Source organism: Paenibacillus sp. FSL L8-0663 (genome assembly GCF_038008125.1).
Lineage (GTDB): Bacteria > Bacillota > Bacilli > Paenibacillales > Paenibacillaceae > Paenibacillus > Paenibacillus polymyxa_D.
Map to the genome: position 1 here is coordinate 3882195 of NZ_JBBOYM010000001.1, position 15091 is coordinate 3897285.

Consider the following 15091-nt stretch of genomic DNA (forward strand, 5'->3'; position numbering starts at 1 on the left):
CAAAAGCGAACGCTGCCGCTTCTCCAGATTCAAATGACCCGCTTCGCTCACTGCCCACCTTAAAGTCCCAAAATTCTCTAACGTGTGTGTGGAGCAGCAGGATAAAAGAATACTCACCGCTTTACACGGTGAGGAAACAGAATAGGCCTCTGAGGCACCCCTACGGGTGGCTCAGAGGCCTATTCTTCCACTACTCCCACGCGCTATCGGCGTAGGGATTCATGGGTGACTAGCTTTAAGCACGGTGCAGCGGAGGGGGCGGAATGGTACTGGACAAGCGAAGCGGTCGCCTTTAAATTCCGATTTCCACCTTTATGCGGTAATCATAAAAATCGGAATTTAACAGCGATGGTAAGCACCATCCGCCTCCGCAGCGACCTCTAAAGCGCAAACCTGAATCCTCACGCCACTCCCCTACTTTAAATGCATTTTGAATTGAAGGAACAATTCATTGTAATGAGCGAGCATGCGTTTGCCCAAATTGTTGTATACTTCCAGCTTATCTGTAATTTCAGATGGAGGATAGAACCGCTCATCGCCAGAAATATCTTTAGGCAGCAATTTCTTTGCATCCTTGTTTGGCGTGGAGTATCCTACAAATTCGGCATTTTGAGCGGCTACATCGGGCTGCATCATGAAATTGATGAACTTATGGGCCGCATCCACATGGGTAGCGGTTTTTGGAATAACTATATTATCAAACCACAGGTTGGAGCCTTCATCCGGCACGATGTAATCGAGCTTATCGTTCTCATCCATGATTTCAGACGCATCACCGGACCATACAACCCCGGCAGCAGCTTCCTCGTTTGCCAGCAGCATTTTAATCTCGTCACCAACAACCGCTTTCACATTGGGCGCTAATTTCTCCAACTTCGTCGAAGCCTGCAGCAAATGTGCCTCATTCGTGTCATTCAAGGAATAGTGGAGACTGTTCAGCGACATGCCCATAATCTCCCTAGCTCCATCAACCAGCAACAGGTTATTACGTAGCTTCGGGTCCCACAGGCCATCCCAGCTATGAAAATCAATGCCTTTCGTCAGCTCCGGGTTAAACACAATCCCGACTGTACCCCAAAAATACGGAACCGAATATTGGTTATTCGGATCAAACGAAAGGTTTAGATAATGAGAATCTACATGCTTCAAATTCGGCAGCTTACTATGGTCCAACGGGAGCAACAAGTGCTCCTGCTTCATTTTAGCCAAAGCATATTCCGAGGGAACCGCTACATCAAACGAAGTTCCTCCCTGCTCGATTTTCGTCAGCATCGCCTCATTGGAGTCAAAGGTCTGATAAATGACGGTAATTCCCGTCTCCTTCTGAAACCGTTCCAGCAGCTCAGGATCAATGTAGTCTCCCCAGTTGTACACCGTCAGTGTGTTACCACCGGAGTAGCCTTGACTGGAATTAAGCCATGCAGCCACCCCCATCAGCCCAAACGAGATGATGAAAATCGACAGAAACACGCGCACAAGTGACTTCATCTAGGCACCCCCATTTCTGCCGCAGGCTCTTTTTTACCATTGCGATTCGCCTTGCGCATAATAAAGTAGTAGCCCACTACCAACAACACAGTAAATAGGAAAATGAGCGTGGACAGCGCATTGATGGACAAGGAAACCCCTTGCCGGGCACGTGAGTATATTTCCACCGATAAGGTAGAATAGCCACTACCTGTCACAAAAAAGGTCACCGCAAAATCATCCAGCGAGTACGTTAACGCCATAAAGAAGCCCGCATAAATCCCTGGCTTGATAAAGGGCAAAATCACCTTGGTCAATACGTCCAGTCGACTGGCACCCAAATCACGCGCAGCATCCACCAGGGATGGACTCATTTCCTGAAGCCGCGGCAAAATCATAATGACCGCAATCGGCACACTAAACGCAATATGGGACAATAAAACGGAGTAGAAACCCAGCTTAATCCCGACCATCGTGAACAAAATAAGGAAGGAAGCGCCGATAATGACGTCCGGGTTCACGATCAATACATTATTGAGCGACAGCAGCGTATTTTTGACTCGACGGTTCTGCATCTGATGGATAGCCAGCGCACCCATAATGCCAATAATCGTAGCCAACGCAGATGACAGCAAAGCAATCACCAAGGTGTTAATGACAATAATGATCAAGCGAGTGTCTGCAAACACCTCTTTGTAATACTGGAGTGTAAAACCCTCAAACTCATGCATCGTCCCGCCGCTATTGAAGGAATAGTACATCAAATACAAAATAGGCGCGTACAAAACGAGAAAAACAATCACCAAATAAATATTTCCGAATCGGTTTTTATTTACCATGCCGCACCCTCCGTTTCGTTCCCGAGGTGAGCAGCATAATGATCCCCATCGCCAAAATCAGGAACACGGCAACCGTAGAGCCCATACCCCAATCCTGAGTAACCAGAAAATGCTGCTCTATCGCCGTCCCCAGTGTAATCACACGGTTACCTGCAATCAGGCGGGTAATCATAAACAGCGACAACGCTGGAATAAACACAGCCATGCAACCAGATCGCACACCCGCAAGCGTTAACGGAAAAATAACCCTGCGAAACGCAGTCCACTTGGAAGCTCCCAAATCACGGGCTGCGTCCAGCAATGAAGGGTTTAACCCTTCCAACGCGTTATAGATGGGCAAAATCATAAAAGGCACAAAAATATAAACCGACACAAACACAAAGCTGGAGCTGGTAAACAATAATTGCTGACCTCCCAACCCAACCATACCTAACACCGCATTCACCGGACCATAGGTTCCGAAAATCCCAATAAAAGCATACGTTTTGAGTAACAGGTTAATCCAGGTCGGCAAAATAATGAGCAACAGCCACAGCTGCTTATGCTTGGTGCGTGTGAGTAAATAGGCTGCCGGGTAAGCAACTAACAGTGAAAATACAGTGATCAGAAATGCATACCAAAACGAGCTAAGCGTCATGCTCAAATAAACAGGTGTCAGAAACTGAGCATAGTTGTTGAATGTGAGATGACCATCCACATCAAATAGTGAATAGTAAAACACAAGTACAACCGGAGCCGCCACAAACAGCACAATCCATAAATAATAAGGCAGCAGATACGCTGCTCTTGTATTACCGGACATGCTGATCCACCTCTTCATAGGCTTCCAGACGCCGATCAAATTCTTCCTCTGTTTCCCCGAACCGCATCACATGGATCGCTTCCGGGTCAAATCGCAGACCGATTTCACTGCCCAGCTCCGCCTTTTTGGTAGAATGCACGAGCCATTCCTGTCCCGAATCATCATAGCAGCTTATTTCATAGTGAACACCACGGAACAATTGGGTATCCACTTTTACACGCAGCTTGCCTTCAACAACACTCGTAATCTCCAGATCCTCCGGTCGGATCACGATTTCAATGGGCTCGTTCGGACGTAAGCCTCCGTCGACACATTCAAACTGTCGGCCGTTAAATTCCACTTGGTAATCCGCAATCATCCGTCCTGGGACAATATTGGATTCGCCGATGAAATCAGCAACAAACCGATTGATCGGCTCATCATAAATATCATTAGGCGTACCACTCTGCTCAATCTTACCTTTGTTCATGACAAAAATTTCGTCCGACATGGCCAGTGCTTCCTCCTGATCATGCGTAACGAAAATAAAGGTAATTCCAAGGCGCTGCTGCATTTCGCGCAAAATGTACTGCATTTCAGTACGCAGCTTTAAATCCAATGCAGACAACGGTTCATCCAACAAGAGAACGTCAGGCTCATTAACGATAGCCCGTGCGATGGCAACACGCTGACGCTGTCCTCCGGACATCTCAGAAATTTCCCGCTCGCCGTAGCCTTCCAGATTGACAAAGGACAACGCCTGTGTCACCTTCTCTTGGATGTCCTTTTTATTCATCTTTTTGATTCGCAGACCAAAGGCTACATTTTCAAACACATTCAGATGCGGAAATAGCGCATAATCTTGAAAAACCGTATTGACCTGCCGCTCATTGGCTGGAACACGATTAATGAGTTTTCCATTTAAATAAATAGAGCCTTCTGTCGGCTCCGCAAAACCTGCAATCATACGCAGAATCGTCGTTTTACCACAGCCGGAAGGCCCCAGCAGTGTATAAAATTTACCACGCTCAATTTCAAAGCTGACGTCCGCCAGCACTGGGGGATCGTTGTCATATTGCTTGGTCACCCGTTCAAATCGGATGATGGTTTGCTCTCCCATAACACCCTCCTTCAAAAATTCGACTTCATTCCATTTTATTAAACATAATTATTCAGGGCGCCTCATTTACCCTTGAGACTTCCATGTAAAATAGTCTGTCAGCACACGAATGGCTACACCAATCGCTTCTTCCGCAGGCTCCAGCTTCGCATGATGCAAACCATAAGGCGTATCAACGCCAAGCCAGAACATCAGACCGGGAATTCGCTCCAGAAAATACCCGAAGTCTTCTCCGGTCATCGCTTCTCCGCATTCAATAAGCTGCACATCCTGCCGGTTACTGACCCAGTTCATAAATTCCTCGGTCACCTGAGCTTCATTGTACACTTGCAAATAATTGGAGCCATAATGAATCTCGGCATGGCATTCAAACCCAGCTTCCACACCGCGCACCAGCGCTTCGATCCGCGATTTAACCAGCGCCATCGTATCGGCAGACAACGTTCGGATCGTACCCTCCAACCGGGCGGTTTCTGCGATAATATTTTGCTTCGTGCCTCCGCTAACCTTACCCACAGTAATGACTGCTGCATCGAGTGGATTCACATTACGGGCTACAACCGTTTGTAATTGTCCCACCAGTTGGCAAGCAGCCACTACCATATCATTCGCCTTGTGTGGATACGCAGCATGCCCGCCCGTACCCTTCAGGTCGATGAAAAGCTCCGACGTATTGGCAAATAGGATGCCCGGGCGAGTCGCAATGGTACCGACAGGATATTCAGGTGCAACATGCAGCGCGACAATTTCATCGGGTATCCAGTCTGCCAGCTCTGTGCTGTCCCGCATAGGCAAGGCTCCGCCCGGCCCTTCCTCAGCCGGTTGAAACAATACAACCAGATCATCCTTAATCGGATGGCTTGCAAAGTGAGTAACAATTCCCAATCCAATCGTCATATGTAAATCGTGTCCACAAGCATGCATATAGCCGGGATGGGTCGAACGGAAATCGTAACCTGTCTCTTCTTCAATCGGTAAACCATCCATATCACAACGATATCCATAGCGGCGTTCAGGAGCTGATCCATGAATGAACACTAACACGCCCGTACGCCATGTACGAATTTCCAACCGCTCCTGAGGGAGCGTTTCCAAATAATCCAGCAAATATTGTTGTGTTTTGTACTCCTCAAAACCCGGTTCGGGAATTTGGTGTAAATCTCTTCGTATTTGGACAAAAGAACGATAGTCGACCGTACTCATTGCTGCCACGCCTCCTCTTTATAGCTCATCAGCTCTTATCGGGCAAAAGAACAAAAGGACAAAAGCCCGGCGCAGCCGCCGAGCCTTGTCCGTTGTGCTTCGTCCCTAAGTTATGCTGTCAGTGCATCATGCTTCTGACAAGGAATCGTTCACCTTTGGTACATAAAAAACTTCTGCATTCTTACAGAACGCGCAGTTCTTTCAAAATCTCAGTTTTAGATTTGGTCTTATCGTCGACCTGTTTGATCACACGTGCAGGTGTACCCGCTACTACGGAGTATTCAGGCACATCTTCAGTTACAACCGCTCCGGCTGCAACAACTGCACCTTTACCAATGCGTACGCCTTCCAGTACAACCGAGTTCGCACCGATCAATACTTCGTCTTCTACGATAACAGGCTGTGCGGACGGTGGCTCAATGACACCCGCCAAGACAACGCCTGCACCGATGTGGCACATGTTGCCTACTTTAACACGACCGCCCAGCACAGCATTCATATCAATCATCGTGCCTTCACCAATGGTGACACCGATGTTAATCACTGCACCCATCATGATGACTGCGTTGTTACCGATGCCAACCATATCACGGATATATGCGCCTGGCTCAATGCGTGCATTAATGCCTTTCAGATCCAACATTGGAACAGCGGAGTTACGGCGATCATTTTCCACCACATAATCTTCTTCTTTAGCGTTTGCGCTATCCAGTACCGGCTTGATATCAGCCCAATCACCAAATACAACACCACTGTCTCCAGAAATAAAAGCTTGAACATTCTCGCCAAATGATGCGGAAGCCAAAGCTCCTTTTACATATACTTTAACAGGCGTCTTTTTCTTGCTGTTTTTAATCACGTTGATGACTTCTTGTGTATTCATTTCGATGGACATAGTAAATCTAACAACTCCTTCATCGCTTCATACGACTTCGCAAGCCGGAATGATCTTATTCTCTCATCCTTTATAGCACAAAAGTGCAGGTCTCGCAATTATAGATTAGACCCTTATAGCTCTAACCTAGCCCTTAAAATAACCATTTTCAGCGGCATGACTGCCTTAAATTCATGATTGTAAGCCGCCGATCATCCCGCATCAAAGTAGGGTTATTTATTAGCTTGCAGGCTCTCCAGCGATGTATAAATGTAGGATTGGAATCCTTCAGCAGGTTCACCTTGTGGAATGTTCACTTTCACGATGAAACCGCCTGTTTTATTTTCTACAACTATATATTGCTGTGTCATCTTCGAACTGCTCGCTTGTAAGAACAGACGGCTACTGGATAACGCTTCAGGTATGGCTGCTTTGTCCAGCTTTTGCACCTTACCGATGGAAGCTAGATCCTTTTCGCCTTCTTTTTGAAGTTCGTCCAGATTAAAATCGGAGGGTAGCTTCGTAATTTCAGCATAATAGTTATCATCTACAGCCAAGGCAACACGGTTTTGATCAGGAAACAGGGACATCGGATCAAACACATACAGCGAATATCCCTCTCCTTTTGCTAATGTCGCAGTCTGCTTTTCCTTTTTTCCCTCAAGGGTGAGATCAAAAGTTTGAGTCTTTGTGCGTTCTCCGCCTACTGCTTGACCAGCTCTTCCGTTTTGATTGCCATCTGTTGCAGCCTCTGTTTTTTGTATTTTCGTTAAAGTCAGTTGCTTCGCCGTCGCGTCGCCCTCTACTGCTTTTTCGGTGTATTCAAACGCTACTGTATCGCCTTCCTTAAGTCCAGCTATTACCGTGTCCAGTCCGTCCCCCAATTGGAAGGATTGGGCTTCGCCATTGGTTCCAATCTCTACCGTATGCGGGTCAGCAGCTCCATTGTATACACCTGTGCCTTTTTTAACCTCCGACTCAGCGATTGTCTCCGGTTTAACTTGCGGCTGCTGTTGCGTTTGCGGTTGGTCTGACCCTTGAGGTGCGGTGCTATTGGTTTGCGGTTTCGTTCCACAGGCTGACAGAGCCAGCACTGCCACTACAGTCAGTAGTATGATTGAAATTGTGTTTTGTTTTTTCATAAAATCCACCTCCACTATGATAGACGAGCTTGTGCAGCAAAAGTTCTACGCAGCATCTCACTTAAAATCCAAAATCCTACCTCCTGCTCCCGTTTATTATATTCTCAGGATTTTGCAAAATCCTAATACCACGGGAATGTTAGGTACGGTATAATGGGCTGTATTAACCTAATTTTCGAGATACCGCTTGGAAGGAACATAGACGTATTTATTTTCCCCCATACGGATGGAGCTGCCACGTGAATCAAGCACACAAACCGTCGTTTTCCTTTGAATTATTGTACATCATAGGTATTATCGCTATTTCGTTCTCCTCGATCTTCGTAAGATGGTCTGAAGCCGAGGTGTCCGTCATCGCTATGTACCGTTTGTACCTAACCAATCTGATCATGCTGCCTTTGGTCTGGAAGTACCGCACTGAGCTGTTTAGCCTGACCCGCAAGCAGTGGATGCTGATCCTCTGGTCCGGTATTGCGCTGGGGCTGCATTTCTTGCTCTGGATGGGCTCACTGCGACTGACCACCGTTGCAAGCTCTACCGTTATTATGACATTGGAGCCGATCCTTGTCATGCTCGGTTCATTTTTGTTTTTCCGGACGGGCACGAATCGCGCTATGCTCATCGGGATGGGTATGGCTTTTATCGGCTCGCTGGCCATCGGAGCTGGAGACTTCCATGTCTCTGGACAAGCCCTGCTCGGGGACGCACTGTCCTTCTTGGGTATGGTAGCCGTGTCCATCCATATGCTGATGGGCAAGCATCTGCGCGAGCATTTGAGCGCGTTTGTGTATAATTTTTGGGTTTTTGCCATCGCAGCCACATCACTTGCGCTGTATAATGTGGTCGATGCCATTCCTTTTACCGGATACGCTCCACGGGAATGGGGACTGTTCCTGCTGTTAGCCATTGTACCTACGCTGTTCGGACATTACCTATTTAACTGGCTGCTCAAATACATTAACGCAACTGCGGTGTCGATGGCGGTACTCGGCGAGCCCGTTATTTCTTCCTTGCTAGCTTGGGTGCTGCTCGGGGAAAGGTTGTCTACTTTACAATTTGGTGCAGGCTTTTTCATCCTGTTCGGGGTATGGATTTTTATCCGATACGGAACGGATTTTAAAAAGAAAGTTGTCCATCAAAGTGAGTTGCCCGACACTGAGCATCCCCTGAAGGCCAGCTCTTAACTTATTTACCCCATTTTCATAAACCATACTCAATGAATTAAATTCACTTCTAAAAAAAGGAAGGCGGAATTCTCTATGAAATCCATCGTATCCAAACGCTGGCTGCTAGCCCGATTGTATGAGCCGGACATGATCATCGCCGACTGCCGTTCCCTGCTCGGACAAGCCGGAGCTGGGCGGACTCAATTTAATGAAGACCATATTCCAGGGGCGGTTCATTTCGATTTGGAAGAAGACCTTACCGCTCCTCTTGCTGAGCATGGGGGTCGCCATCCCTTACCTGATGTGGATACACTTGCTGCACGTCTAAGTCGTGCCGGAATCAATGCTGCCTCGCGCATCGTCGCTTATGATGACCAAGGCGGTATGATGGCTTCCCGCTTCTGGTGGCTCCTGCGCTATCTCGGACATGAGCAGGTATATGTGCTGGAAGAAGGCTACAGCGCTTGGAAGGAAGCGAAGTTCCCCGTTACGGCAGACCAGCCGATTCGCATTCCAAGTACATTCACACCAAATGTACAGCCACAAATGCTCACAAGTATGCAAGAGGTGCACCATGTATCCGAAGATTCTGTTCCTGTTGGCTCCTATATCGGTTTTTCACCTATATTAATCGACTCCAGAGAGCGGCCTCGCTACCTGGGGCTGGAGGAGCCCATTGATCAAGCAGCGGGACATATCCCCGGTGCAGTGAATTTCTTCTGGAAAGAGGTCTTGGACGAAAAAGGCAGCTTTAAAAATGCGGAACAATTGCAGCAGCACTTTGCCGATCTTGATCCAAACGCAGAAATTATCGTGTATTGTGGTTCTGGCGTATCCGCCTGTCCCAATGTACTGGCCCTGAATGAAGCTGGATTTAGTAAGGTCCGTTTATATCCGGGAAGCTGGAGCGACTGGATCAGCTATGAGGAGAATCCGGTGGCGACCGGAGAGGAATAAAAAGTTTCAACGGATATACAGGTTCAAAAGACAAATAAACTGCCTTAAGCGATTTGGCTCATGGCAGTTTATTTGCTTTGTTAAAAAGTACATAAAAAATCAACTTGAGCCGAGTGAAGCGACCTTATATAGAATTCCAAAGCTGATTTTTTTCTACGTCCTGACGATTTGGCGTAAGTTTCTGACTGGTTCCACATCTCCCGAAATTCTTCTACCAGATTGAGATGATAGCCGGTACAAAAATACGTTGTTAACTGGAACTTATTTCGCCTTCGAATAGCATCGCATTGCTCTATGCACTATACGTTCACCTCATCCCATCTATAAATAACATAGCCGAGTTGACATATAACTAGTAATAAATAAATTACGTTTATACATAGATATATTTTAATTTTTTTCTTGTATTTATGTAAATCTACTTCTTCGTTCACTTCTCTTTTCTTTATTTTCTCTCTCCAACTCATTAATCTTGAGAATTCTACTGTGCCTAATACTCCCCATAGCAATGTAAATACTAAAAATACGGCATTTACTAGAGACAATAATATCCCCATTCCTACATCCATTGTTCTTATTGATCTAAAACAAATGTGCACCACTAGTGTCAGACTAAATAATCCCAAGCCTATAATACTTACTATCGGTTTATCTTGCATTCTCATTTTTTATTCCCTTCAGTTCCAAATACATGTAACGTTTCTTTATTCACGATGTCCCAGCGCTTTAAGATTAACAGTCCAGCTGCCACTTGCGGTAGCTAAGCGATGGGACATGTCTGTTGAATTACTTCCTCGAAATAGCTATCCAATATTTTGAACAACTATATATCTTAATTCATATTCTTTCTGTTGTTTCTCTACATATATCAGAGTTTCTCTCATGAAACCCATTTCTAATATATTCAAATCATTAAAATGTTCTTTTAAATCTTTTTCAGTAAAGAAGTGAGCATATTTCCCTTCCTTGTATTCATATGTTCCTTCCTCAACTTTCCTACCTACACCATTATTAGAATCACGATCAGAAAAACATGTGAAATACATTACTCCCAATTCCTTCAAATGCTTCACGCAATTCTGTATCAGTTTTTTTCGGTCTTCTAACAAAAATAAATGTAATAAATCATAACAATATATTCCATCATACCTTTGGCTTGTAGTAAACTCTAATACCGATTCTTGAATAAAATTCGTTTTTAAATCCCATTCTTTTGCTAGATTTATAGCTGAACTAGATATCTCAATTCCATCAACCTGAAAATAAGAAGAGAACGCCTTCGTATTTCTTCCATATCCAGCACCAGGAACCAAAATATCATGTACATTATTTTTTTTGAACAAATCTATAGCTTGGGTTACAGTTTGACTTGGTTCACAACCCCAAATCATTCCTTCTTCAGTAAATCTTTTGTTCCAATAATCCCCCATATTATTCACCCGCCTATATACTCACATTGCTCTTCTTTTAAGCTCATCAATCTTTCTGATATGATGTTGATCATGCCAGATAAAATCTCTTAAATATGATATTACAGTAAACTTCCCGTCAGCATATTCTTTAGTAAACTTGTCGTCTTCAAAACTCTCTATACTCTCCAATATCATGTTACGGTACTGAATAGTCATTTTAATTAATTCTTCTTTCGTTTTTGTTTTTCCATATTCAACAGCATCCTGATTAAATTGTTCAAAATCCATATGTGTTAATGTCAAAGGCGCATCGTTTAATATCGGATTTATGGCTACTTCATAAAAGTATTTATCCCACAGTAATATATGACTTACGATATCGTGAACTGACCATTTATCTTCAGCAATCTTTATTTTCCAATCCATTTCACGAATCTCAGAAACAAAACGTATCCATTCCTTGAACTCCTCTAGTAACCGCGACTTCTCATTCATAGTATCACACCCCTTTTTTCGAATTATTCATTGTTCCTTTGCCATTCATCTGTTAAAATCGCATGTTGATATGCATTATGCCAAATGGGTTGTCCTTCTTTTCGCATCAACAAGCGCTCCAATAATCTTCACGATGAAGCGTTTTCTGGATTACACATCGCAATAATCCGATGAGCCTTTAACTCTTCAAATCCATATTGCAATACTCTTCTACTTGCCTCAGTAGCATATCCATTTCCATAGTATCTTGGGTTGAATATGTATCCTATTTCCCATGTTAAAAACTCAAACGGTACGGTTTGATTAAAGTAAATGTGTCCTATCATTTTATAAGTAATCATGTAGATCATTCCAATCATCAGATCGAAAATTTCTTATAAGTAATCTTTCTGACGCTAAATCTATCATAATTATCGCCTCTAATACGTTTATTTAGCCTTTGCCTGAATTACTTTTACCGATCATTTAAACCCTCTCCATTGAGAATTTTCTGGATACATTTTTCAACCCTTGACTCCCGAGTTTTGGATTGTTTGGGTGCAGAAAAATACATAATAGAACTACTACGACCTGGTATTCTTCATTCATTCTATCTGCTCGTATCCTATCCAGCTCATTTCCTCAATGTTTAATAATTCTTTAAACTCTTCTACTAACTGATGCTTAGATTCCAGTTGTGTATAGTAATTATTATTCAAAATATCGTCTAATTGTTTTATTCGCTCATTATCTAGTTCAAAAAATCTAAATGTTTTTAGATTGCAATTTGTAAACTGTTTTGCTATTTTCTCATTGTATTCATTAGATCCCAAAACTTCTTCAATTAATTCAGTTCTGATTTTGTCCCCTCTAGGGTCGACATATAAAAATTCAATGTGATCTTCCTCTGGATATCTTTCTTCTGCAAGCTTAATAATTGAAGTATCTAATAACACATATGATATATGAAGACTTGCTATCTCTTGTGAATTATAAACTACACGGTATCCCCAACAGTGATCTTCAAAATTATAAAAATATAACACTGGGATTTTTTCTGAGATTTGAAATAGACTTTCTGGAATTTCTTCACTTTCTTCTGTATCTTTGGTTACGAAAACAAACCATTTGTCATTTAAATCCTCCGCGTATATAGGATCATGCTCAAGAATTGCTTCTTTATATTTCAATAGTGATAAGCTTCCTGAAGTCAATTCACTCATTGTTTTGGCCCCTTTTTGTTTTTTAGTCATATTTCAGCTAACGTTCTTGTATTCATGAACCACTAAGGGGTTGTCTGCTGAAATGCCTCTCCGAAATCCACCTCGCAGACCCATACTCCGTAAGGACCGCTGCTTGAATATGATGTTAGGCGATACCCTTGATCTCTTTTGAGTTCCTTAAAATAATCCCTATTACTACTGTATTTTAACTTCTCAAATCGACAACCATCGTGATTGATGAATCAACTTTCCCAACTTCTTTAAATCCGAATCTCTCGTAGAGTTTCATTGCCGCTGCATTGCTCGGATCAACACTGAGGGATAATTTTTTTATATTCCTCTTCCTAGCTTCTTTAAATAATTCATCCATTAAGGCCATTCCGATTTTTCTTCCCCTGTATTCTTTTAACAAAGCCATTCCTAGTTCGGGTACATCATTATCAATAAATCCAAATCCCTTATTATCCTCGTTAAAATATCGAACTGTTATTGATCCGACGGGTTCACCCTCATGGTTCATTGCTATAAATCCAAAATCCCCATCCCTTCCCCAACCTTCAATATACTTTGATAAATAAGGGTCTTTTATTATCGCTTTATCGAATGGCTCTTGACCTTCTGGGACAAATAATGATTCATATAACATCTCCCATAAAAAAAACACATCATCTTCTATTATTGGTCGAATTCTGTATTGCATCATTGAAGTTACCTCATTTCTAGATTCTCAAAGGTTTCACCTAACGTTTCTGTATTTTCCATAAAAGCCGTAGCTTGAATATTATGTTATGCAATTCCTCCATCCTCTCCGAATCAACGTTCCAAAGATTGGCTTGCTTCTGTTAATTCATCATTTACCTCTAAATATTTCAATGTTTTTTCAATATCGTCGTGGTCCATTGTTTTCGTTATAATTAGATGTTTAATATTAAATCCTGGTGGTTCCATTTCTTTTTTAAAGTGATTTACTAATTTTTGAGGGGTTGTCACCAAACTCCATCGTTCACTTCCATCCGAAAAAGTAAGGGTCACCTCCACCAAATCAAACTCCTTTGGATCATCATCAAACTTCCATCTTTCTAAATAAGGCACTTCTATATTTCCTTCAATAAAATGAGCTTTTGATATCCAAACTGCTTTTCCATGGTTTCCAATAATTCTATACTTGTCCCTATCTTCTTTTTTACGATGTATTTATTGCCTCGTGTAAGTGCATGAGCATAAACGCCTATACTCATACAAGTTATGATTGGTCCCTCCATCAATTCACTTCCATACCGTATTTAACTTACTGAGGTTTCGCATAACGTTCCTGTATTCATGAACTCCAAAAGGGGGTGTCTGCTGAAATTCCTCTTTGAAATCGACCTATCAGACCAAGGCTCCGTCAGGAGCCGCTGTTTGAATATGATGTTATATGACGGTACTTTGGACTACTTTCAAAATACATTATTTCTTTAAGTATTTTCCCATGTTCTTTTTCGACTTGAATTTTATAATCATTGTTTGTCATCTATGAAAATTCCTCCAAAAGTAATTCTTTTTTTAAATCTGCACTCATGAAGATGCCCAATTCAGAAAGTTTGTTTAGTTGATCTTCAAATATTATCTTCTTCTTCTTAAATAAACCAAACAACTTAAACACCTTCTTTTTATGGTTTGCGTCCCTTTTCTATAACACTTGTATTCATGAGCTCCGTCAGGGGTTGTCTGCTGAAATTCCTCTTCGATATCCAGCTCGCAGACCAAGGTTCCATAGGAGCTAACGAAACATAACTTCTTCGATTCACTTACAAAATCAGCCCTTTATCATCCTCGCCTTCGAGCTGTTTATAATTCTCAATAAAATATCTATAAGCAATTCTCTTAATCGTAGACAAAATTGCTTCGCATGAAAATGCCAACATTTATTTGTAATCATAATCCCTTAATGATAGTTCTTGAACAATTTTTCTACTGTCCTTTATTCTTAGAATTTGCTTCGGTTTATCATATATCCAAGCAAGCTTTATACAATATTCAATTAATATGGATTTTATTAAAGGTCTATATAAGTTAATGTAATAACATTCTTTCCAGTCGAAAGAAATTTCAATAAAAGAAGTTTTATACTTCCTTGAATAAGCTCTAAACAATACCTCATAAGGTTTCTCGTCAACAATGCAAATGAATTGATAATGTCTAACAATGATTGGGATTGCTTTTTTTTGAAATACTTTCATCATTCACCTCAACATTACTTTATCAGCAATTATGTCTAATAGCTTTCTTGTGTTCCTGAACCCGAGAAGCTTAAAGAAGCGTAGCGACCGGCTAGCTTCGGTTCTTAGCCTCGCAGGATTGTCTACCTGACTTTCACTTTCAGGAAAACGATGTTATGTGATACCTCTAGTTCTTATTTAATATATTCTTCAATCCTTGTTTAATATTATT

17 protein-coding genes are annotated in these 15091 nt (G+C 42.5%); 2 read left to right on the forward strand and 15 right to left on the reverse strand.

What is annotated here, in order from left to right:
- Window positions 1-414: 414 nt before the first annotated feature.
- From MKY75_RS16945 to MKY75_RS16975, 7 genes are all read right to left on the reverse strand, one after another.
- On the reverse strand, window positions 415-1488 hold the full coding sequence (locus tag MKY75_RS16945) for an ABC transporter substrate-binding protein (RefSeq protein ID WP_340886003.1): 1074 nt from the start codon (window positions 1486-1488) through the stop codon (window positions 415-417).
- The gene (locus tag MKY75_RS16950; protein ID WP_013372269.1) at window positions 1485-2306 is read right to left on the reverse strand and encodes an ABC transporter permease; all 822 of its coding nucleotides are present in this window, start codon (window positions 2304-2306) and stop codon (window positions 1485-1487) included. The genes MKY75_RS16945 and MKY75_RS16950 overlap by 4 nt, the downstream gene beginning before the upstream one ends.
- Window positions 2296-3108 (reverse strand): ABC transporter permease, encoded by an 813-nt coding sequence (locus MKY75_RS16955; protein WP_023989586.1) that lies wholly within the window; start codon window positions 3106-3108, stop codon window positions 2296-2298. Before MKY75_RS16955 ends, MKY75_RS16950 begins: the two co-directional genes overlap by 11 nt.
- Window positions 3098-4207, reverse strand: coding sequence for an ABC transporter ATP-binding protein (locus tag MKY75_RS16960; protein ID WP_029515434.1), 1110 nt, complete (start codon window positions 4205-4207; stop codon window positions 3098-3100). The genes MKY75_RS16955 and MKY75_RS16960 overlap by 11 nt, the downstream gene beginning before the upstream one ends.
- A 66-nt stretch (window positions 4208-4273) precedes the next feature.
- Window positions 4274-5410, reverse strand: a complete 1137-nt coding sequence (locus MKY75_RS16965) for an N-acetyldiaminopimelate deacetylase (RefSeq protein WP_029515435.1) — start codon at window positions 5408-5410, stop codon at window positions 4274-4276.
- Between the two features lie 181 nt (window positions 5411-5591).
- Window positions 5592-6305 (reverse strand): 2,3,4,5-tetrahydropyridine-2,6-dicarboxylate N-acetyltransferase, encoded by a 714-nt coding sequence (gene dapD / locus MKY75_RS16970; RefSeq protein WP_029515436.1) that lies wholly within the window; start codon window positions 6303-6305, stop codon window positions 5592-5594.
- A 212-nt stretch (window positions 6306-6517) separates the two neighbouring features.
- Window positions 6518-7426 (reverse strand): hypothetical protein, encoded by a 909-nt coding sequence (locus MKY75_RS16975; protein WP_340886005.1) that lies wholly within the window; start codon window positions 7424-7426, stop codon window positions 6518-6520.
- 239 nt (window positions 7427-7665) lie between these two features.
- Between MKY75_RS16975 and MKY75_RS16980 the strand changes: the two genes are divergently transcribed.
- Window positions 7666-8610: a DMT family transporter gene (locus MKY75_RS16980; RefSeq protein ID WP_165149861.1), complete on the forward strand. Its 945-nt coding sequence runs from the start codon at window positions 7666-7668 to the stop codon at window positions 8608-8610.
- A 75-nt stretch (window positions 8611-8685) separates the two neighbouring features.
- Window positions 8686-9549 (forward strand): sulfurtransferase, encoded by an 864-nt coding sequence (locus MKY75_RS16985; RefSeq protein WP_165149859.1) that lies wholly within the window; start codon window positions 8686-8688, stop codon window positions 9547-9549.
- A 299-nt stretch (window positions 9550-9848) separates the two neighbouring features.
- On the opposite strand, the gene MKY75_RS16990 is transcribed toward MKY75_RS16985, so the two are convergent.
- From MKY75_RS16990 to MKY75_RS17025, 8 genes are all read right to left on the reverse strand, one after another.
- Entirely contained in the window at window positions 9849-10214 is a 366-nt protein-coding gene (locus MKY75_RS16990) for a hypothetical protein (RefSeq protein ID WP_165149857.1), read from the reverse strand.
- Between the two features lie 138 nt (window positions 10215-10352).
- On the reverse strand, window positions 10353-10979 hold the full coding sequence (locus tag MKY75_RS16995) for a class I SAM-dependent methyltransferase (protein WP_029515441.1): 627 nt from the start codon (window positions 10977-10979) through the stop codon (window positions 10353-10355).
- A 21-nt stretch (window positions 10980-11000) separates the two neighbouring features.
- Complete coding sequence (locus tag MKY75_RS17000) at window positions 11001-11456, reverse strand: DinB family protein (RefSeq protein WP_165149855.1); 456 nt, start codon at window positions 11454-11456, stop codon at window positions 11001-11003.
- Window positions 11457-11584: 128 nt separating this feature from the next.
- Window positions 11585-11797: a GNAT family N-acetyltransferase gene (locus MKY75_RS17005; protein ID WP_238794848.1), complete on the reverse strand. Its 213-nt coding sequence runs from the start codon at window positions 11795-11797 to the stop codon at window positions 11585-11587.
- A 243-nt stretch (window positions 11798-12040) separates the two neighbouring features.
- Window positions 12041-12658 (reverse strand): hypothetical protein, encoded by a 618-nt coding sequence (locus tag MKY75_RS17010; RefSeq protein WP_141695435.1) that lies wholly within the window; start codon window positions 12656-12658, stop codon window positions 12041-12043.
- A 205-nt stretch (window positions 12659-12863) separates the two neighbouring features.
- Window positions 12864-13361, reverse strand: a complete 498-nt coding sequence (locus MKY75_RS17015) for a GNAT family N-acetyltransferase (protein ID WP_340886006.1) — start codon at window positions 13359-13361, stop codon at window positions 12864-12866.
- A 110-nt stretch (window positions 13362-13471) separates the two neighbouring features.
- The gene (locus MKY75_RS17020; RefSeq protein ID WP_340886009.1) at window positions 13472-13750 is read right to left on the reverse strand and encodes a hypothetical protein; all 279 of its coding nucleotides are present in this window, start codon (window positions 13748-13750) and stop codon (window positions 13472-13474) included.
- A 2-nt stretch (window positions 13751-13752) separates the two neighbouring features.
- Window positions 13753-13896: a hypothetical protein gene (locus MKY75_RS17025; RefSeq protein WP_340886010.1), complete on the reverse strand. Its 144-nt coding sequence runs from the start codon at window positions 13894-13896 to the stop codon at window positions 13753-13755.
- Window positions 13897-15091: the final 1195 nt, after the last annotated feature.